Genomic DNA, 19,675 nt, shown 5'->3' with positions numbered 1-19,675 from the left:
TTCTTAAACGTGTAATCTTTCCATCACCTTGTCAGTGATTTCCATTTTCAACCAACCCAAATGCATCTGCTCAATTACCTCCGCAGCACTGGCTAGCAAAATCATAGATTTCGCTTTATCCTTATCAATACCTCTTGCTCTTAGATAGAAGATCGCCTCTTCGTCGAGCTGACCAGTTGTACAGCCGTGCGAACATTTCACATCGTCTGCCCAAATCTCCAACTGTGGTTTGGTATTAATAGTTGCAGTATCCGACATCAAAATGTTGCCATTAGACTGAAATGCATTCGTTTTCTGTGCTGCTTGTCGTACAAATATCTTTCCGTTGAACACACCACGTGCCTGATCATCAATGATACCCTTATACAACTCATTACTGTTCGTATTAGGCTGCATGTGATCGACAGAGGTATGGTTGTCTATATGTGTCTTTCCTTTGGCCAGGTACAATCCGTACATGTTGCTCTCACAACCTTCTCCATCCACTTTGATGTTTAGGTTATTTCTAACCATCTCACCATCGAATGTGAATACGTAGGAAGAAAACACGCTGTCTTTTTCCTGATACACGTTGGTGTTACCTACATAGACCGACTGGCTAGACTCTTCCTGTACTTTGTACAAGCCTACTTTAGCGTTGGCCTTTACCAAATAGTTCTTAGTCTCATTCACAAAAGTCGCTGCTTTGCCAGCAGAGAGGTGAAAGTGAACAAAGTCCGCCTGGCTACTTTCGTTTGCCAAATAGATATTCTTCACAAAGCCAAAGTTGGCACCATTGTCAACCGAGATATAATAACAAATCACCGGCTGTGCCACTTTCTTATTCTTAGGCACCTCGATGACTACCCCACTATTGACGTAAACATTGTTTTGCGCCTGAAACGGATCGCTGTTTTCTGCAATCCACTCATCTGCATCTGCTCTATCTGCCAACGAATCTATTCTCAATTCATCTTCTTTGGACACAATCTCGGAATGCTCCGTATTGTAAACCCCATTGATGAAAAACAGAATGTTAGCTCCTTTGTGTCTAGACTTTAGGTCTTGGATTTTCTCCAAAGGAAGCTCTTGATCCAGTATCGGCTTGGCAAAATCAAATTTCCCCGAAATGGCCTTTGTCAAACGAGTAAATTTATACTCCTCTGCCTTAGGTCCAGGAAAACCATATTCCTTCAAATAAGCCAGTGCATTGGTTCTGTTTTCTTTCAGGTGGGCAATTGCATTCCCATTTAGATTAGAGAGATACTGCTCAGCCTGATCTACCAGTTCCTGACCAAATATTTTTTCTTTACTCATGTTTATGCTTCTGCTCCTTCCAAATCCTTGATGATCCAATCGTATCCTCTTTCTTCCAGCTCCAGTGCTAGATTCTTGTCACCAGACTTCACGATTCTACCCTTGTACAATACATGTACAAAATCAGGCACGATATAATCCAACAAACGCTGATAGTGAGTCACTACGATGGTTGCATTGTCTTTGCTCTTCAAGGTGTTTACCCCATTCGCCACAACTCTCAATGCATCGATATCCAAACCTGAATCAGTCTCATCCAGTAGGGCTAGTTTCGGCTCTAGCATCGCCATTTGGAAGATCTCGTTTCTCTTCTTCTCTCCACCTGAGAATCCTTCATTCAACGAACGACTCAACAAAGATTGGTCAATCTCTACAAGCTTCATTTTTTCCTTCATCTGCTTTAAGAAAGCCACTGCATCCAAAGGCTCCAGTCCTTTGTGCTCTCTGATTTGGTTCAGAGCAGTCTTCATGAAGTTAGTAGTAGTCACACCAGGAATCTCAACTGGATATTGGAAAGCCAAGAAGATGCCTTCTCTGGCTCTTTCTTCTGCCGCCAGATCCAGAAGATTTTGTCCGAGATACTCTACTTCTCCTCCAGTCACTTCATATTCTTCACGACCTGCCAAAACGGATGCGAGGGTACTCTTACCAGAACCATTCGGTCCCATGATGGCATGTACCTCACCCGGCTTCACCTCCAAATTAATTCCTCTAAGGATTTCCTTCTCCTCTACTTTTGCTTGTAAGTTTTTTATGCTTAGCATAATATTATTTGATATTTGAGATTGGAAATTAAAAATTCACTAACCTCTACCTCTAAATTTATTCCCTTTTATATCTGAACTCTTCAAGTACTTGATAAATCCAGCTAAGTTTTTACTTAAAATTTCACCGTCACTTTTCAGTGACTCAAATTCATTTTCATTGATGTAATTCCGATCAAATGCTCTATAAAGCTGGGATCGTGTTTCACCAATGGACGCTTTGGCAATAGCTAAGAATTGAACAAACTCCTTATTACCTTCTCTTTCGAACCCTTCAGCAATGTTATCCATACAAGAACCTGCAGAACGGTTGATCTGATCAGATAGACTAAAGTCCTTTAATTCTTCTCTCAGCTTTTTTACTATTGGAAATAATTTCGAATTAAAATCTCGTGCCTTTTGCCAAACTTCTAAATCTTCGAATTTTGAAAAGGTCGCCAATTTCTAATCTCTAATTTCCAATTTCAAATCAACTTAACCCACAGACCCTTCAAGCGTTAATGCCAACAGCTTTTGTGCCTCTACAGCAAACTCCATTGGGAGCTTATTCAGCACTTCTTTGGCATATCCGTTGACGATCAAGGCTACTGCATTTTCTTCGTCGATTCCTCGCTGCGTACAGTAGAAGATTTGATCCTCTCCGATTTTCGAAGTGGTCGCCTCGTGCTCTACCTGAGCCGTCGAATTTTCAATATCTATATATGGAAAAGTATGTGCGCCACACTGATCACCGATCAGTAAGGAATCACACTGTGAGAAGTTTCTCGCTTTTTCGGCGCGCTTCATCACCTGTACTTGTCCTCTGTATGAATTCTGAGATTTACCAGCCGAAATACCTTTGGATACGATTCTTGACTTGGTATTCTTTCCGATGTGAATCATTTTGGTACCTGTATCCGCTTGCTGGTAATTGTTGGTTACCGCTACAGAATAGAACTCCCCTACTGAATTATCTCCTTTCAGTATACATGATGGGTACTTCCAGGTAACTGCAGAACCTGTCTCTACCTGTGTCCACGAAATCTTAGAGTTGTCACCAGCACAGATCCCACGCTTGGTCACGAAGTTATAAATCCCTCCTTTACCATTTTTATCACCTGGGAACCAGTTCTGAACGGTTGAATATTTCACTTCTGCATCACGATTGGCAATGATCTCCACTACAGCCGCGTGCAATTGATTTTCATCTCTTTGTGGAGCCGTACATCCCTCAAGATAACTTACATATGATCCTTCTTCTGCCACTATCAGGGTTCTCTCGAACTGACCTGTATTAGCTGCATTGATTCGGAAATAGGTAGAAAGCTCCATTGGACACCTTACTCCTTTCGGGATATAGCAAAATGAACCATCTGAAAATACCGCTGAATTCAAAGCAGAGAAGTAGTTGTCCGATACCGGCACAACTGAGCCCAAATGCTTTTTCACCAGTTCAGGGTGGTCTTTTACTGCTTCACTAAAAGAGCAGAAAATAATTCCTAATTCTCCGAGCGTTTCTTTAAAGGTCGTAGCAACAGAAACTGAATCGATCACAGCATCTACAGCCACACCCGTCAGACGCTTTTGTTCATTTAGAGATATCCCTAGTTTCTCGAAAGTTTCGATTAACTCAGGATCTACATCGTCAAGGCTATTCACCTTCTTTTTCTGCTTTGGCGCAGAGTAATATTTGATGGCTTGATAGTCTATCTTCGGGTATTTCACATTAGACCAATCAGGCTCCTTCATGTTCTTCCACTTAGCGAAAGCACTCAGCCTCCACTCCAGCAGCCATTCAGGTTCCTCTTTCTTTTTTGAAATAAACCGAACAATATCCTCGCTTAGACCCGCAGGAGCTTCATCAGCTTCCAGGTCTACAGACCAGCCATGTTCATATTCTTTTGAGGTGAATTCCTCTAATATTTGATCGTCATTGCTCATTCGCTACGAATTATTTGGAATTACTTTAAATAAGTGCAAAACTACTACGATTATCATAGGATGTCAGTTTTGAGCCTATAATTTTTTTCTACTGGCTGATAAACTACATTTATGACAACAAAACATTTAGCTTTGATTGGCGCATTTCAATACTCATATGAATCAGATCAAAACGCACATTCACGTACTAGTATTAATCGGCTTAGCGGCCCTGATGTTTCAATCTCAGCCCGCCTTTTCTCAAACAGACCTAAATGAGCTCAGGTTCACACGAGCTACTTTGATCGTTCGTGACCTCAAAACCTCTGCCGCATGGTATCGAAAATTCCTCCAGTTTAAAATAGAAGAATACCGCCCTAACAAGCATGTAAAAATGCGTAACAATGACTTTCAACTGATATTAACTCAGGGAAATGCCACTTTGCTGAAGTCACAAATTCGCTTCAAAGAAGGAAAGAAATACATCAATGGGATTACCAAAATAGGGTTTGACATCAACCAGTTTGACAGCTTGCATCTTTATCTCGAGAGATATGAACAAAAGTTAGCAAAAGACACTTACAAAGATAAAAACCTGAGCCTGAACACTTTCATAGCAGAAGATCCAGACGGCAATCTGATTCAATTTTTCGATGTTCCGGACAATAACACCAAATACACCGTTACCCCCAGTTTTTTCACTATCCAGTCCTCAGACTACATCAACACCTTGAAATGGTATACCAGTCACCTGGGCTTTGAAGAAATCGAAGTTGTGGACGATAGCAACATTCATTATCAAAACTTCCTTAAAAAAGATGACATCACGCTGGAACTGATTCATCTCCCATACGAATCGATGGAGACCACCGAATTTATGCCTGTAGACAGAGACCTGGCCATGATCGAGGAACTCACCTTCAAGATCGGAGTGGCGAAAAACAAGGCGTTTGAGCTTGACAATAACGGGAATAAAATTGTTTATATGAGATAATTAGATGCTAGAACCAAGACTCAAGACTTCTTGATTCTAAAAATCTTGATTCTTTCTTGCTTCCTAAAAAAACTCTGATATACCTTTGCAGCAGTTCTATTTTTAATGGATGACTTATCAAGAAAGGTGGAGGGACTTGGCCCTGTGAAACCTTAGCAACCCCCGCAAGACGGTGAAGGTGCTAATTCCAGTCTCGACAAAGGTCGGGAAAGATAAGCGAGAGGAATGACATCTTTTAGATCAAAATATATCATCCCTTCTGGCTTGTCTGGAAGGGATTTTTTATTTCCCGCCAGACACAAAATCCTTGAAAAGTCTCCTTGTAACTTTTAAACATTAAAGACATGCAAGAGACAACAAACATTCTCCACAGTATCCCAACGGATCCATTGACTGGTGCGCTATCCGTGCCGATCTATCAAACATCGACCTTCCAGCAGGAAGCGCCGGGTGTCAACAAAGGCTTTGACTATAGCCGATCCAATAACCCCACGCGAAAAGCGCTAGAAGACTGTATAGCGCAGTTAGAAAATGGGATAGCTGGATTTGCCTTTGCCAGTGGACTGGCTGCAGTGGATGCGGTGATCAAGCTATGCCAATCGGGAGATGAGATCCTGGCAGTAGATGACATCTATGGCGGCACATTTCGTTCGTTTGAAAAACTCTACAAGAAATTTGGCATCACAGCCCGCTATGTAGACACTTCGGATCTGGATGCGGTTCATCAGGCCATTCGACGCAAAACAAAAATCATTTGGCTCGAAACACCTACCAACCCGACACTCAAGATCAGCGATATTCAAGCCATTGCCGAAATAGCCAAGGTACATGGCTGTCTGCTGGTGGTGGACAATACTTTTGCCTCCCCGGCCTTGCAAAAGCCCCTGGACCTGGGAGCAGATATCGTGCTGCACAGTGGCACGAAGTATCTGGCGGGGCATTCGGATGTGATCGCAGGACTGATAGCGGTCAAAACACAAGAACTGGCAGATGAAATCAAATTCATTCAGAATGCTACTGGTAGTATTTTGGGACCATGGGACAGCTGGTTGACACTGAGAGGAATCCAGACGCTGGAACTCAGAATCGAAAAGCAATGCCGCACCGCTCTAGAGGTGGCCAGACATCTGGTATCTTTGGATGCAGTGGATCAGGTCAACTATCCAGGCCTATTTTTCCATCCTAACCACGAATTGGCTGGAAAGCAACAAAAGCAATATGGTGCAGTGATCTCTTTTTCTTTTAAAGAAGATTCAAAAGAAATAGCGGAAACCTTCGTCTGCAACACAAAACTGTTCAAATTGGCCGAAAGTCTGGGGGGTGTAAAGAGCCTCTGCTGTCATCCTGCTAGCATGACGCACAAAGGCACGCCTGCAGAAACCAGACAGAAGGCTGGAATCAGCGATTCGCTGGTGCGACTGTCTATCGGACTGGAAGCGCCAGAGGATTTGATCAATGACCTGGACGAAGCAATTAAGAAAATAAAAGTAGAACCTGAATTGGTTCAATAAAGCATTTAAAGCTGACAGGATTCTCTACAATTAGGCGAGAATCCTGTCAGCTTTTTTCACATAAGAATATAGAAATATGAAACTAGGAATTTTTGGTTTTGGAGTAGTGGGACAAGGTTTGTATCACGTCCTGCAGCAATCGAATTCGATCCAGGCAGAGATCGAAAAATTTTGTATCAAAGACATCACAAAGCCCAGAAGCCTGGACAAGGCCTTGTTTACCGACGACAAAAACGAACTGCTACACAATGACAAAATCGATGTGATCGTAGAGCTGATCGATGACGCAGAGGCAGCCTTCGAGATTGTAAAAGAAGCCATGAACCGTGGCAAGCATGTGGTCTCGGCTAATAAAAAAATGATTGCCGAGCATCTGGAAGAGCTCTTAGAACTGCAGAGAAAAAACAAAGTCTCCTTGCTGTACGAAGGGTCATGCTGCGCGAGTATTCCTATCATTCGCAACCTGGAAGAATATTATGACAATGACCTGATGACCTCTCTGGAAGGCATCTTCAACGGATCGACCAACTTCATCCTGACTAAAATGATCAACGAAAGTGCTTCTTATGAAAATGTACTCAAGGAGGCCCAAGATTTAGGTTTTGCGGAGAGTGACCCTACGCTGGATGTGGAAGGGATCGATGCACGGTACAAATTGTGCATCCTGCTTTATCACGCATTTGGTCTCATCACCAATCCTGATGAGCTCTTCACATTGGGCATCACCAAGATCAACACTTTCGATATTGAGTTCGCTCAAAAGAACAACTACGAAATCAAATTGATCGCCCGAGGCAAAAAAGTAGGTGACTTTATCGATGCGACGGTACTGCCTACCTTCGTGCATCAATCGTCCATCCTGGCTCAAACTAAAAACGAATACAATGCCGTAATTCTGGAAAGTGCCTTCTCCGAAAGTCAATTCCTTTATGGCAAAGGAGCCGGAGACAAACCTACCGGTTCGGCTGTACTGTCAGATATCTCAGCGCTAGGCTATGGCTACCGATACGAGTACAAAAAGGCCTCCCGTACCAATAACTTCGCGCTACACGAGGACTTTGAGATGAAAGTCTATGTGCGATTCAAAGACCAGCACCCGAACGAATCAGATTTTATCGAAGTGGTTGAAAAATACTCAGGCCCAGACGGGAACTACTGGATCGGCTATGTATCCAGACAGAAAATGAAAGATGCCAAATGGCTGGAAATTCCAGATTTGAATGTGATTGCTTTGGGGTAGATTTTAGATTGTTAGATTTTAGACATAGGACTTCTTGTTTTTTCAAGAAAACCCACCCCTGCGCCCCTCCGAGGAGCAGGGCTGTTGCATTCTAATTGATTAGTTTGTTTAGAGTCTCAATATCATTGGCTACCAGTCTGGTGGCCTTTGCTATTTGATTCATGCCTTGTTTTCTAAATATATTCATTGCACCATTTTTAAGCGTGGATATAATTGATGGAGCGTTGCCTAATCTGATTTTAGAGGCATCTTCTTTCATCGTTACATCTTTGGTCCAGTGTAGACTGTTTTCAATGTGCCAATGATTCCTTATCCCATAGTTGTATAATAATGCACTTCCATTCTTTATGCTGCTTAAATAATACGCGTTTTCTTCCCTGTAGCGTCCATTGACTTTTACTTCTCTTCTAATTTTGATGCCGTGTTGTGCACCAGTCCATTGTTTTTTTATTTCCTCTGGCAAATTGAACACTGTTACATCTCTATTTTCTATTCTTCCTTTGTTTCTCTCTAGCTGAGAATAATAACCTATAGGCTTTTCTTGGGCACACTTTTCGATGCTCTGGTAGAGTGTCTTTTGATTTTTCTTCACTCCAATTACATAATTATTTCCACTAGCTATAATCACTTCTACCGTTTTTTTTGACAATGAAGAGCATCCATAGTAAAGACCACATCTTTGAGATCCAGCATCTCTATTAATTGACGAACTACAGGTATTTCACTCTCTTTTGAGTTAATGACTTCTCCATTGGCTAATACCATTTTCTGTCTGGAAACGAATACGGTCACTAGATTGATGAAATTCTGATACGACTTTGAATAATCACTCATTGTACCACCGATGGCCTTGCCATCTACACTAAGCCACTCTCCAGACTCTATCGAAACATAGGCTTTACTCCACTGATAGAATTGATGAGAAAAGGAATCAAAATCCAATCCCATCAACACTCTTCGAATAGTATAAAAAGTCGGTAATCTGTCTTGTTTGGGCTGAAAAGTAGACAATAAGTTCTCTCTATTTCTTTCTATAAAATCTCCAATAGCACGATAACCATAGTAGCCGCTCATTACCGACATCAGCACGATGACCAGTACCAATTCCAGAGAATGTCGCTGACCCGCACCACGCCTGTGATCCTTCACTTTTCCTAAATACCAAATGATACTTTCTGATGCCATTTTTAATTTTCAAGTTAATCCATTTTTTAGAATGCAACAGCCCTGCTCCGAGGAGGGGATTATGGCAGATTGAAAACCAATGCTGAATCCGGCATTCTAGAGTCAAGATTTTTAGAGCCGAGAATATAGACAGTTCTAAGAATCAAAAAGGATTGAATCCATTTTTGACCTTCATGTAAAAAAAGAAAATCGTCATTCCCTTGGGGTCAAGCAAGGAGAATGACGAATGTTCAATTATCGAGTTCTTTAATGAGCCTTATAGTTGACCTCTGTAAACATCGAGGATTTTCTTTCTAAAGACGATTCTATATTTGGCATTGACCAGTTCGATCTCTGCGCGATTTTTATTGTTTAGGCTCTCCAGATAGGTGTAGAAATCGGTATTACCATTTTCGTAACGGGTGGCCACATATTCGAATGATTGGTTGAGGGCCATCAAGTTTTCCTCAGCTGCCTTGTATGTTTCTTGTGCTGACACCAAATCCAAATACACCTGCTGAATGGTATTGGTCATGTCCAGTTCTGTCTGTTTCAAATCCAATGAAGCATTTTCTCTGTTGATCTTCGCGACTTGTGTGGCGTTGCGCAGACGCCAGTTGTAAAAGATTGGAAGAGACACCGACAGATTCACATAATCGTAGCGGTTCCAGTCCATCTGCTCACCAAATGTCGCATTCGCATCGTTCACACCATTTTTAGGATTTCTGGCACCATTAGACGAATAGGAAGATCCTATGCGAGCAAAAAGTGAAACAGTCGGGAGGTGTTGAGCTCGTGCACTCTTGAACTGATAGCTAGCCGATTCGGCATTACTCATGGCTCTTTTGATTCCGGGGGAGTAGGCTATCGACGACTCTAGCACTTCGTCGAAACGCTCGATCTCTACCAAATCAGGATCCAAATCAAAATCATAGGGAGCCACGTCATAGTCACGAGACACCTCCAACTGCAAGGTCTGCAAGAGTCGGAGCATATCGGTCATCAGGGCGTTTTTTCGGTTGACCAGGGTTAGGTTTTCATTGGCCAGTTGGGACTGAAAGTTGTAAACCTCCTCCAGATTGCCCACCCCAATTTCATTTCTTTTCTTCTCTCTCAAGAGCTGCGATTCGAGCAGGGCAATTCTTCCTTCAGAGATTTTGATGTTCTCTTTGTCCAATACCACGCTGAGGTAGGCTGCCAGCACATTGGACTCTACGCTTTGCTTTTGCTCCTCCACGGCATAGGTCGAAGCTTCCTTTTGATTCAGGGCCGATTGGCGGTTGTAGTGGGTACTGAAACCATTGAATATCGTCCAAGAAGCATCCAGTCTGGGACTGGAGGAGTTGGTCACTTCGGTCACTTGCCTGGCGGCTGTATTATCAAAGAAAGTACCATTGTACAGATCATAGTTCATGCTCACTCCTACTGATGGCAAAAACTCCATCAGGCTCTGAAAGTAGTTGGCATCTGCGATGCGAGCATCGTTCTGCACACGTTTCAGCTGAATGTTGTTGTCCATAGCTACCTGCATGCACTCGTCCAGCGTCAAGACTCTCACCTCACGATTCAGAGAATCTACGGGCTGCGCACAAAGCCAATACCCCATCAACAACATGATTACTACTAATATACTTTTCATTTTTCTTGGGCAAAAGTGTTCCAGTCCAACAGGGATGCCCGCGTATCACGAACGGGCATCCTGAGGATTCTACTTATCACTAAACTAATTTTTACTTGACCTTGGGGCTGGTTTTACACCAGTACTTTGTCCTTGCTATTGATGTTTTCAGATACAATCTGACCATCAAAGAGATGAATCACACGGTGTGCATATTCTGCATCGATCGGTGAGTGCGTTACCATGATTACTGTGGTTCCTTTTTCATTCAGCTCGTTCAAAAGCAACATCACTTCCTGACCATTGGCTGAATCCAGGTTACCCGTAGGCTCATCGGCCAAAATCATGTTAGGCTTGGCTACTACTGCTCGAGAGATCGCCACGCGCTGCTGCTGTCCACCTGACAACTGCTGTGGAAAGTGATTGCGGCGGTGCATGATCTTCATTTGCTCCATTACCTCCTCCACTCTTTTCTTTCGCTCAGCAGCAGAGTACTTCAAGTAGATCAATGGCAATTCGATGTTTTCGAATACTGTCAATTCATCGATTAGGTTAAAACTCTGGAATACAAAACCAATGTTTTCTTTTCTTAGGTCGGCTCTTTTTCTTTCGTTGAAGCCGGAAATTTCCTGATCCTTGAAGAAGAACTCCCCTTCAGAAGGATTGTCTAATAACCCCAGAATATTCAGCAAAGTAGACTTGCCACATCCTGATGGTCCCATGATCGCCACGAACTCCCCGTCTTTGACCTCAAGGTTCACGCCTGCCAGTGCAGTAGTTTCGATTTCGTCCGTAAAGTAGATTTTCTTTAAGTCGTTCGTTTTGAGTAGTGTAGTAGGATTTTCCATTGTTATATGATTTGATTTTGAGTTCTTTTTTTCTTCTATCGATTAAGAGATAAGATACTGAGTCTAAAAGTTGTATCTCGGCTCATTTTTATTTTTCAATTACTTGAATACCAGTCGATCTTTGTCTTCATAGCCTTCATATGAGGATACCACCACCTGATCTCCCGCTTCCAGTCCTTCCAGCACTTCATAGTATCTCGGGTTTTGTCTACCCAGTCTTATCTTCTTGCGAACTGCATCGCCACTTTCCTTGTCTATGACAAATATCCAATTGCCCCCAGTCGTCTGATAAAAACTGCCCCTTGGGATCTGCAAGGCCTGAATATTTTCGCTCAACTGCAACTTGATCGGACGAGTCAAACCTCTACGCACGCCTTCTGGCGCTTTGCCTTCGAAGGCCAGGTCCACAGAGAACAAACCGTTGTTGACTTCAGGGTAGATCTTGTAGATCTGCAGCTTGTGACTGCCTCCATCAAAATCAAAAGTCCCCTGCAAGTCCTCATAGATCCTGGCGATGTAGTGCTCATCGATATCCGCTCGCACTTTGAATCCGCTGAGGTCATCGATCTGACCGATATTCTGTCCACGTTGGATAGACTCTCCCACCTCTACGTCCACAGATGATAGCCTGCCTGAGATCGGCGCTTTGATATACAAGTTCTCCAGATTCGCTTTGATCAGGTTCAGGTTGTTGCGGGTTCTTTTCAGCGTTTCTTCCGTTTGTCTGATCTGAATTTTAGCATTCTTCGCATCAAAAGCCTGAGATTCGATCTCAATCTTGCGGGCTGAGGTCAAACGCTCATAAGCGCGCTGTAGTCGAAGAAACTCCTGCTCAGAGATCACTTTTTCTTCTCTCAGCTTCTTGCCTCTTTCATAGTTATCCTTAGCATCCGCTATATCATAATCCAGCTCGATCAACCTGCGCTTGAGTTCGAACTGCATGCGCTGCAGGTCGAGCTTGGTATTCTCCAGATTATTGACCAGGATGAAAGCCTGTGTTTCTTCCCGGATGAAATTTTGAACCAGGTCATTGTTGGCTAGTTTCAGGATTGTGTCACCCTCTTCTACCAGAATTCCTCCTTCATAGTATTTCTTTTCTACTACACCTCCTTCGATCGCATCGAGACGGATGGTTTTGATCGGCACCACGGTACCATCTACGGGTATAAACTCACGGAACTGGTCGTTCACCACTGTGGCAATTTTGATTTTGTCTTCGTTGACCTTGAGCTTGACGCCCTTGTCCGCAAAAATGAAATTGTATAGAACAAAGCTCAAAACCAAAACGCCTCCACTGATCATTGCGATCTTCTTGGTAGTCCACTTCTTCTTTTCAATAACTCGATCCATTCGGTAAATGTAGTTTTCTAATGTGTTCACTATATGCCAACAAGGATGCCAAGAATATAACTAACTGATTTATTGATACTTAATTAAAACACCCAAAATATAATTTGGCGTTTTTTGTTCAGGAACGTGACACTAGTGTTCGGTATCGTTCACTGTAGATAATTGAAAGCTTGCCCGCCGGAGGAAGGCTGAAAGCTGATATGATAGAACTGATTTGAGATTTGAGATTTGAGATTTGAGATTTGAGATTTGAGATTTGAGATTTAGTAATTATTATTCCTGAAAATAAAAACCGGATATGCCTTTCAAGATATACTTTTTCAAAACCGCCACAATCACGATGGCATTATTACTTTGGAGTTGCGACTGTCATAGACATGCTGAAGGAGTAGTCTTAGATGCTCAGACCCAACTTCCTATTGCAGAAGTTCAAATCGTAAATGACCGAGACTTTGAAGAGGGGATCACCAGCCAACTCATCCTGACAGATTCGACTGGGTACTTCGAATATTCTGACATTTCAGGAGGCTTATTTGGCTGCCCGGATCTGGTATTGGTCTTCTCCAAAAGGGGCTACAAAATCCATAGGCTTAACCTTTCGGAAAATAATGGTTATCAAATCGACACAGTTTTTTTGGAGCAATAATCATCCTTGCTCCTTACTTTTTATCCTTCAAAATACAATTGAAATAAAGTGCCCTGGCCTTTTCGTGTCTTAACCTCTATTCGAGCATTCATTTTGTCCATGAGTTCCTTGCATAGGACTAAGCCTAATCCCGTTCCTTTCTCGCTGGAGTTTTGAATATCATGAGCGACTATCTCACCAGTTAGTAGCTGATCCACTTCCTCTTGATCCATCCCCACTCCAAAATCCTGAATAGTTAACATTTGAACATTGGTCTGATCTTCTACCTTTATAGCTACTACCGATTTGTGGTCTGAAAATTTTAAAGCATTGCTCAGAATGTTTCTTACCACTATTTGTAGAAAATCTCGGTCAGCTCTAATCTTTTGCTCCGTATGATACTCACGCTTTATCTCTATTTCCTTGAGCAAAGCAACCGAACGCAACTCGCTGACTACTCCGTCTACTACATCCCTGGTCTCTACTTCAGTGGGTTTGTATTTCAATTGTTGGGTTTGTGATAAGGCCCACTTTAATAAGTTGTCCATCATGTTCTTGACGTCCTGCGAAGAATCCCTCAGAGAGATGATGAAATCTTTTAGCTGCTCTTTTTCTAAATTATCCCAATTGTCAGACAAGCCACGAGTGATGGTATGAAAGGAAGAAAGTGGACTTCTCAAGTCGTGAGAAATGATCGAGAATAATCGATCTTTAGTATGATTGAGCTGAGCCAGCTCCTGATTCTTTGTATCCAGAATCGAATTGTTCTTTTTCTTGTCTCGGTACCTAAAATACAGCATAGCCAAAGCCACTATCAGCAGCACGGCGGCTATTAAAAAGAAAACAATCAACTGCTGCTGCCTCTCGGATTCCAGTTCATTGATTTTACCTTCCTGCTCCAACCGGGCAATCTGCTGCACCTTTTTCTCCGTTTCGAATTCAGTATTCAGCTCATTGATACGATTCCTAACATCCACATCACCGATCGAATCGCGCAGGGCAGTAGCCAAGCTTAGGTACTCAAATGCAGTTTGGTATTGTTTTCTCCTCCTGTTGGCTTCAGTCAGTTTTTGATAGGCTTCCGCTTGACCTTTAATCGAGTTTTGTGCGATTGAAACCTGCAAGGCACTGTCATAATATTGTATGGCTAGCCCTAGTTGATTCTGTTCTTCCCATAGCTCTCCCATCTGTATCATCAGGTCGGACATTTGATAGCCAATCAAAGCTCCAACGCTAAAAGCACGATCCATGTATGCCTTTGCTGATTCAATATCTTGCAGACCTTTGTGCGCCATCGCATTGGCGAGATGACAATGAACCAATGCTACGGAATCTCCAGCTTCCAAAATCAGCTTTTCGGTGACCTGAAGGCTATCTAGTGCCCGCTGAAATTGTCCCAACTGATTGAGAATGGTTCCAAATTTGAGATGTCCACGAGGTCTTAAATTACCCGTACGATAGGCTATCTGTGTACTTTGAGTGCTGAATTCCAAAGCCTGATCATAATCCTCCAGCACGGAATGAATGCCCGCAATATTGCTCAATAACATGACCCTGAACATCCCCTGATTGTTGACCTCCAACACCTCCAGCTGGTCCAATGCCCTGTGGTAACTCTTCAATGCCAATTGATAGTAATCCTTGGCCCAATACACATTGCCTTGTGCCATCAGCACTCCTATGATCCCATCTGACAATTGATGATCCAACGACAACTGAAGTGCCTGATCCAGATACTGAATCGAAGGATCAAAATTGCCTAATTGCCCATGAGCCCGGCCCAGATGATAATAAATTCTTGATCTCAAACTGTCATTGCTACAAAGGGAGTAGTCTATTGTATCGCTCAGGATCTTAAGTACAGTATGTGGGTTTCTGTTCTGTACGATAGCTTCTAATAGCTCGACATAGGTACTATCCTCCTTTTGGATAGGAAATCGAGTAGGATTGGCAAATAGCTGATGGACACAAAAGATGAAGAGAACGGCTAGTCGGATTTTCATATGTTAATGCAATAATTGATTCAGCTAATCTATAGTATAAGGTAGTTTTCTCCTACATACAGATTGATTTGGGTTAGCCCATTCTCATTCAGGGGTCAATAAGTTATTAGACGCGTCAAACACTATTTCGAATACTTTTCAACAAACCGCTGGACTTGATCCTCATTTAACATGACGGAAAGCGGCTTAACTCCCCAATCGGTACATCCACTACAAGAATACACTTCAGCATCACTAGCAAGGAGTTCATTCATTTGATTTTTAATTTTTGAACCAACAGGCACCCCTTCAGCTTCAATTAATGCAAATCCCAGATAAGCATATGCCTGACGGACGGGGCTAATACTATTCAACCATGATTCTAACTCGGTCAAATTCCTGTTTTCTACAAATTCCAGCATAAGCTGTCCTTCATCAGGCAAGCCAGCCCCTGCACTACAGGCCAATCCAAAAGTCGATCGGTAGGGTAAGCGCGTAAGATGATTGGCATTCAACTTCTTATTAGAAAAATACTCCCTACTATTCGAACTTAGTTCCTGATAAATCCAAAATGGTTCATTTTCTTCATCATCTAGAAAGTGGCTGTTGCCATCGTATCGATAAAGCTCTGAATAGACAATCTTAGAATTGAATGAAACTACCAGTAAACAGACTCTTTCCTGTTTTCTCCTTCTACTCAGCTGATAATTATACTGAACCAAACCATAATTCAATCTATCCCAATGTTGCCTCTCAAATTTATATTTTCCATTGACCGATTCTATCTCTTCAATGTTCTCCGCATTTAGAGCTGCCTGAATGACCAGATCCTTATCCGATTGACCATATGCAAGACAAACCAATTGTAGAAATATAAATAGCATATAGATTTTATAGAGCCTCATAAAAAATCACTGGCACTAAGTATTCATGAAAGTAAATATATTATCAATTATGTATTTATCTCAACAGCATCATATTCAGCACCTATCGCATCCTTGACCATTTGGATGTGCACCGGATCACTCCAGCCCATTTTTGCTAATTCCTTTTCTAAGCCTACTTCAGACTTACCTTTAATCACCTGATAATGTGCGAATTCTTTTACCTCTACAGGTACCCGCTCAGATACATATTTCAAAATAAGTTTGATTAAATAGAAATAACCGAAAAAATAAATAATAAGAAGTTGCAGAGCATACACCACCAGCCATCCTACCCATCCAGTATTGATTTTTCTAAAATGAAAGCCATGATCTATTCGGGCTATTATAAAGTCAAAAAAAGAAGCGTCCAATATGTTGTATTTATTCAAGATCCATAAATATTGAACATATTGACTCCCTATTACAATCCCTATAGTGACTAAAATCATGGTCGCTTGGTTGTGATCAAAATAGTTCGACCTCTTCATTCCATCATACAAGACATAAGCAACACCAAGTGCGACCAAGGATTCAAACAACATAATTATGTATAAAAACTGAGTAATGAGACCGAAAATTGCAGAAAACAACAGGATGGTCATGATACTATAGCCAAACAAAAGCATCGCATTAGGATGACTATACTCAGGAGGATTAGGCAAGCTATCAGGAACCACATAGTCATCCATGTTGACTCTTCGATTATGCTGCTCTGTTAATTGTTTAAGTCCTTCCTCCCCCTTTTCTTGTATTACCTCCTCTATTACATGGGCAAATAGTTTTGCTCTTTTTGAGTTTCTACCCATGTCTAACATTTGACTACCAATGGTTGAAGATTTTATTTTCCACAGTCCATTTCCTTTTGACTCAACCATTATGTCTTCGGTCCAACTATCATCTAGTCGTCTCTTTACTAGTGCAAAATTTTGATCAAGCTGAATCAAATCCCAGCACAACCTATTCGCAACTTCCTCTACTATTGCTCCAAAAGATCCCTCAGGAACGTTTAGATTAATGCTCTCCTCATGTCTGGGTGTCCATCCAAAATGTACGTTTGAATCTAAGTCTCTTACAAAGTCCTGGTATCTCGCCTCACATTCCAATGGTCTTGTCTTTTCTTCCTCTTCCCTGTCAAGCACCCCATTACTTTCTCTGCTTTGCAATTCCAATTTAGCAGCAGAGATGGCTTCTGGCACATGTGCGTTTGATTCAATAATCTGCCTCAAATCATCCGAGGACTTTTGGCTCATCTTAGAGCTGAACGGGTTAGCTTTATTCATGTTAGTCACTTTCAATCACAAGAATACTGATGTACATCTCCAATTTCAAAAACATCAATTAAAGACAATAGGTGATTAATGGTTAATTTTTGAATTCCCCTCCAACATCTCTTCTAGCTCCCTGAGTTTTTCCAGGGGAAGCTTGCGTAAGTCCTCCAGGCTAAAGTTGTCATCTACTCGCACCAGCTCCTGGATGGGGTGTTCATCAGAAAGAGAGGATTGGGCATTGTCCCATTCCATCAGGTCGTTTGGTGTGCAATGCAGGGCGAGGCAGATCCTCTGCAATTGATCCATCTTCACGCCTTTGGATTTGCCAGACAGCAGTCGATTCACTACGGCATGGCTGATGCCCTGGTCTCTCAAAAATTTGTAAGGGTTGCGGATGCCACGGATGCGCATCACTCGAGATATATTCAGTCTTAGCATAGGTTGTATCGCCTTTCTCTCGTCCAGCGGGGTTGATTATCAATCGAATATAATAAAACCCAACTAAACCCATTCAGTCAAAAACAGAAAAGTCCCATTCTCTCACATATCCCTTACTTTTGATACTATTCCCATCCTTTTGCTCACATATTCGGTTAATTCCCTCACATTTTATTGGTCTGGAATGAATTTTTAGTGATCCAGAATGAATTTCTATTCGTCCTAAGTGAATTTTTAGTGAGACTTTGGAACTGATCTTGTAGGGAAAATCATATTCTAGTAGGATATGATACCTCTTAGGTAGGGAATATTGTTCCCTGGTTTATTTTGATACCTATTAGTGAGACTTTGATCCTAAATAGCGGCACAATGGAACCTATCCGGTACACTTTGAGACCTATCTAGTACACTTTGGAACCTCAAGTGATTTTTTAGCCTTATAGAATACGGTAGATGTGATTTTGAAGCCTTCTAGTGTGAGGTATCAGGCGGTAGATGTGATTTTAGATACTGGAAATGCGATTTACCAGAAGGTAGAGCTTTCATAAGGGAAGATAAAATCAGTATTTTTATATCGAAGATTGAGGTTTAGGACAAAACCTAAGGCTCTAAAGAAACCATCGCCCAGAAAGATGGTCCTTAAAAATAAAAAATGCGACTCCAATTACTCCCCTTGTTTCTTCTATTCATTCATCCACTATTCGGTCAGAGTGGCTTTCCCACTGATCCCACTCAGGCACAATTGGTCACTTCGGACATTCCTCTGTTTTGGCAAGCCTTTGATCAGCTGGAGGGCAAAGGCAATCCCTTCGACAGCTATCTGGAACAAGGCAGTCAGGGAGTGAAGGATTTCATTCCTTACAGAATCGAGAGTCCCAGAAACCTCAAAAAAACAGTACAAAAAAGAAAAGAAGACTACCTGAAGATCCGTGAAAAATCCCTAACGATCGAGACGCACCTATCCCCTATTGAGGGCTACTATCTCCGATTGGACTCGATATATCCGGATGCTGTTTTCCCTCCTGCCTACTTTGTGATCGGCGCATTCAACTCCGGTGGCACCTCCTCCAAGAACGGCATCATCATGGGTGTCGAAACACAACAGGACATGTCCTACCTCCCTATCATCGTGGTGCACGAATTGATCCATTTCAATCAAGTGGACATAACCAAAAACACGCTCCTCGCACAGAGTATCAAAGAAGGAGCTGCGGACTTTCTGACCGAGTTGGTCACTGGCATCCGTATGAACCAACCCGCTGCAGACTATGGCATGGCGCACGAAAAGGTGCTGTGCGAAGAGTTCGTTCAAATCATGAACGATCAAAAATATCATGGCTGGCTCTATGGCAGTGCCGGCAAGGACAATGACCGCCCCAATGACCTGGGCTACTGGATGGGCTACCAAATCTGCAAGGCCTACTACGACCAGGCCGAGGACAAAAGTCAGGCTATCATCAATATACTGGATCTAAACAAACATCAAATGATCCTGGAAAAAGGAGGGTATTTGGCGGGCTATCTTTAAGGTAGCATTTCCAACTTACTACATACGATTACACCCATTAGCCAAACACACATTTATCTTACGAAATACTTAAAAAACAATAATAGCAGCGATATACTGCTTTTTGTCTGATTCTAATTATTTAAAAAGTGGTATTGGACAAGAAATTGCTCTTTCGCTAAAATCAATAAGAGCATTATTATGGCATGCTTTGAGATGGTCAAAACATTCCTTTTCTTTATCCC

Annotated in this window: 16 protein-coding genes, 1 pseudogene and 1 riboswitch; of the genes and pseudogenes, 5 read left to right on the top strand and 12 right to left on the bottom strand. The window is 42.1% G+C overall.

Annotated features, from left to right (window positions below):
• Positions 1-3: 3 nt before the first annotated feature.
• From sufD to sufB, 4 genes are read right to left on the bottom strand one after another with little or no spacing between them, the layout of a single operon-like run.
• Entirely contained in the window at positions 4-1,296 is a 1,293-nt protein-coding gene (sufD, locus tag N7U62_RS20690; RefSeq protein ID WP_264140018.1) for a Fe-S cluster assembly protein SufD, read from the bottom strand.
• 2 nt (positions 1,297-1,298) lie between these two features.
• Complete coding sequence (sufC, locus tag N7U62_RS20685; protein ID WP_264140017.1) at positions 1,299-2,060, bottom strand: Fe-S cluster assembly ATPase SufC; 762 nt, start codon at positions 2,058-2,060, stop codon at positions 1,299-1,301.
• A 39-nt stretch (positions 2,061-2,099) separates the two neighbouring features.
• Entirely contained in the window at positions 2,100-2,501 is a 402-nt protein-coding gene (locus N7U62_RS20680) for a four helix bundle protein (RefSeq protein ID WP_264140016.1), read from the bottom strand.
• A gap of 33 nt (positions 2,502-2,534) precedes the next feature.
• Complete coding sequence (sufB, locus tag N7U62_RS20675; RefSeq protein ID WP_264140015.1) at positions 2,535-3,980, bottom strand: Fe-S cluster assembly protein SufB; 1,446 nt, start codon at positions 3,978-3,980, stop codon at positions 2,535-2,537.
• Positions 3,981-4,137: 157 nt separating this feature from the next.
• Between sufB and N7U62_RS20670 the strand changes: the two genes are divergently transcribed.
• From N7U62_RS20670 to N7U62_RS20660, 3 genes are all read left to right on the top strand, one after another.
• On the top strand, positions 4,138-4,953 hold the full coding sequence (locus N7U62_RS20670) for a VOC family protein (protein ID WP_264140014.1): 816 nt from the start codon (positions 4,138-4,140) through the stop codon (positions 4,951-4,953).
• 111 nt (positions 4,954-5,064) lie between these two features.
• A riboswitch (SAM riboswitch) is annotated at positions 5,065-5,172 on the top strand.
• Positions 5,173-5,297: 125 nt separating this feature from the next.
• Positions 5,298-6,464, top strand: a complete 1,167-nt coding sequence (locus N7U62_RS20665) for a trans-sulfuration enzyme family protein (RefSeq protein WP_264140013.1) — start codon at positions 5,298-5,300, stop codon at positions 6,462-6,464.
• Positions 6,465-6,540: 76 nt separating this feature from the next.
• On the top strand, positions 6,541-7,704 hold the full coding sequence (locus tag N7U62_RS20660; protein ID WP_264140011.1) for a homoserine dehydrogenase: 1,164 nt from the start codon (positions 6,541-6,543) through the stop codon (positions 7,702-7,704).
• A gap of 91 nt (positions 7,705-7,795) precedes the next feature.
• On the opposite strand, the pseudogene N7U62_RS23305 reads toward N7U62_RS20660, so the two are convergent.
• The 4 genes and pseudogenes from N7U62_RS23305 to N7U62_RS20635 all read right to left on the bottom strand — a co-directional run bounded on the left by N7U62_RS23305 (position 7,796) and on the right by N7U62_RS20635 (position 12,684).
• Positions 7,796-8,889 (bottom strand): annotated as a pseudogene (locus N7U62_RS23305) (ISAs1 family transposase).
• Between the two features lie 256 nt (positions 8,890-9,145).
• Positions 9,146-10,507, bottom strand: coding sequence for a TolC family protein (locus tag N7U62_RS20645; protein ID WP_264140009.1), 1,362 nt, complete (start codon positions 10,505-10,507; stop codon positions 9,146-9,148).
• A gap of 113 nt (positions 10,508-10,620) precedes the next feature.
• On the bottom strand, positions 10,621-11,334 hold the full coding sequence (locus N7U62_RS20640) for an ABC transporter ATP-binding protein (RefSeq protein ID WP_264140008.1): 714 nt from the start codon (positions 11,332-11,334) through the stop codon (positions 10,621-10,623).
• A 99-nt stretch (positions 11,335-11,433) separates the two neighbouring features.
• Positions 11,434-12,684, bottom strand: a complete 1,251-nt coding sequence (locus tag N7U62_RS20635) for an efflux RND transporter periplasmic adaptor subunit (protein WP_264140007.1) — start codon at positions 12,682-12,684, stop codon at positions 11,434-11,436.
• Positions 12,685-12,982: 298 nt separating this feature from the next.
• On the opposite strand from N7U62_RS20635, the gene N7U62_RS20630 reads away from it, so the two are divergent.
• Positions 12,983-13,330, top strand: coding sequence for a peptidase associated/transthyretin-like domain-containing protein (locus N7U62_RS20630; protein ID WP_264140006.1), 348 nt, complete (start codon positions 12,983-12,985; stop codon positions 13,328-13,330).
• A 20-nt stretch (positions 13,331-13,350) separates the two neighbouring features.
• On the opposite strand, the gene N7U62_RS20625 is transcribed toward N7U62_RS20630, so the two are convergent.
• The 4 genes from N7U62_RS20625 to N7U62_RS20610 all read right to left on the bottom strand — a co-directional run bounded on the left by N7U62_RS20625 (position 13,351) and on the right by N7U62_RS20610 (position 17,923).
• On the bottom strand, positions 13,351-15,312 hold the full coding sequence (locus N7U62_RS20625) for an ATP-binding protein (RefSeq protein ID WP_264140005.1): 1,962 nt from the start codon (positions 15,310-15,312) through the stop codon (positions 13,351-13,353).
• Between the two features lie 122 nt (positions 15,313-15,434).
• Positions 15,435-16,175, bottom strand: a complete 741-nt coding sequence (locus N7U62_RS20620) for a hypothetical protein (RefSeq protein ID WP_264140004.1) — start codon at positions 16,173-16,175, stop codon at positions 15,435-15,437.
• Positions 16,176-16,243: 68 nt separating this feature from the next.
• Positions 16,244-17,497, bottom strand: a complete 1,254-nt coding sequence (locus N7U62_RS20615) for a hypothetical protein (RefSeq protein WP_264140003.1) — start codon at positions 17,495-17,497, stop codon at positions 16,244-16,246.
• Positions 17,498-17,572: 75 nt separating this feature from the next.
• Positions 17,573-17,923: a helix-turn-helix domain-containing protein gene (locus tag N7U62_RS20610; RefSeq protein ID WP_264140002.1), complete on the bottom strand. Its 351-nt coding sequence runs from the start codon at positions 17,921-17,923 to the stop codon at positions 17,573-17,575.
• Positions 17,924-18,575: 652 nt separating this feature from the next.
• Between N7U62_RS20610 and N7U62_RS20605 the strand changes: the two genes are divergently transcribed.
• Positions 18,576-19,451 (top strand): DUF2268 domain-containing putative Zn-dependent protease, encoded by an 876-nt coding sequence (locus tag N7U62_RS20605; protein WP_264140001.1) that lies wholly within the window; start codon positions 18,576-18,578, stop codon positions 19,449-19,451.
• Positions 19,452-19,675: the final 224 nt, after the last annotated feature.

It is taken from the genome of Reichenbachiella ulvae, from assembly GCF_025833875.1.
Lineage (GTDB): Bacteria > Bacteroidota > Bacteroidia > Cytophagales > Cyclobacteriaceae > Reichenbachiella > Reichenbachiella ulvae.
Note: the sequence above shows the minus strand (reverse complement) of the source record. Positions and strands in the feature narration are given on the sequence as shown.

What these genes read in the sequence shown, in the direction of transcription:
- N7U62_RS20625 (WP_264140005.1), bottom strand. Translation starts at nt 15,312, where the DNA reads ATGAAAATCCGACTAGCCGTTCTCTTCATCTTTTGTGTCCATCAGCTA.
- N7U62_RS20645 (WP_264140009.1), bottom strand. Translation starts at nt 10,507, where the DNA reads ATGAAAAGTATATTAGTAGTAATCATGTTGTTGATGGGGTATTGGCTT.
- N7U62_RS20620 (WP_264140004.1), bottom strand. Translation starts at nt 16,175, where the DNA reads ATGCTATTTATATTTCTACAATTGGTTTGTCTTGCATATGGTCAATCG.
- N7U62_RS20610 (WP_264140002.1), bottom strand. Translation starts at nt 17,923, where the DNA reads ATGCTAAGACTGAATATATCTCGAGTGATGCGCATCCGTGGCATCCGC.
- N7U62_RS20665 (WP_264140013.1), top strand. Translation starts at nt 5,298, where the DNA reads ATGCAAGAGACAACAAACATTCTCCACAGTATCCCAACGGATCCATTG.
- N7U62_RS20660 (WP_264140011.1), top strand. Translation starts at nt 6,541, where the DNA reads ATGAAACTAGGAATTTTTGGTTTTGGAGTAGTGGGACAAGGTTTGTAT.
- N7U62_RS20605 (WP_264140001.1), top strand. Translation starts at nt 18,576, where the DNA reads ATGCGACTCCAATTACTCCCCTTGTTTCTTCTATTCATTCATCCACTA.
- sufD (WP_264140018.1), bottom strand. Translation starts at nt 1,296, where the DNA reads ATGAGTAAAGAAAAAATATTTGGTCAGGAACTGGTAGATCAGGCTGAG.
- N7U62_RS20630 (WP_264140006.1), top strand. Translation starts at nt 12,983, where the DNA reads ATGCCTTTCAAGATATACTTTTTCAAAACCGCCACAATCACGATGGCA.
- N7U62_RS20635 (WP_264140007.1), bottom strand. Translation starts at nt 12,684, where the DNA reads ATGGATCGAGTTATTGAAAAGAAGAAGTGGACTACCAAGAAGATCGCA.
- N7U62_RS20640 (WP_264140008.1), bottom strand. Translation starts at nt 11,334, where the DNA reads ATGGAAAATCCTACTACACTACTCAAAACGAACGACTTAAAGAAAATC.
- N7U62_RS20615 (WP_264140003.1), bottom strand. Translation starts at nt 17,497, where the DNA reads ATGAATAAAGCTAACCCGTTCAGCTCTAAGATGAGCCAAAAGTCCTCG.
- sufB (WP_264140015.1), bottom strand. Translation starts at nt 3,980, where the DNA reads ATGAGCAATGACGATCAAATATTAGAGGAATTCACCTCAAAAGAATAT.
- N7U62_RS20670 (WP_264140014.1), top strand. Translation starts at nt 4,138, where the DNA reads ATGAATCAGATCAAAACGCACATTCACGTACTAGTATTAATCGGCTTA.
- sufC (WP_264140017.1), bottom strand. Translation starts at nt 2,060, where the DNA reads ATGCTAAGCATAAAAAACTTACAAGCAAAAGTAGAGGAGAAGGAAATC.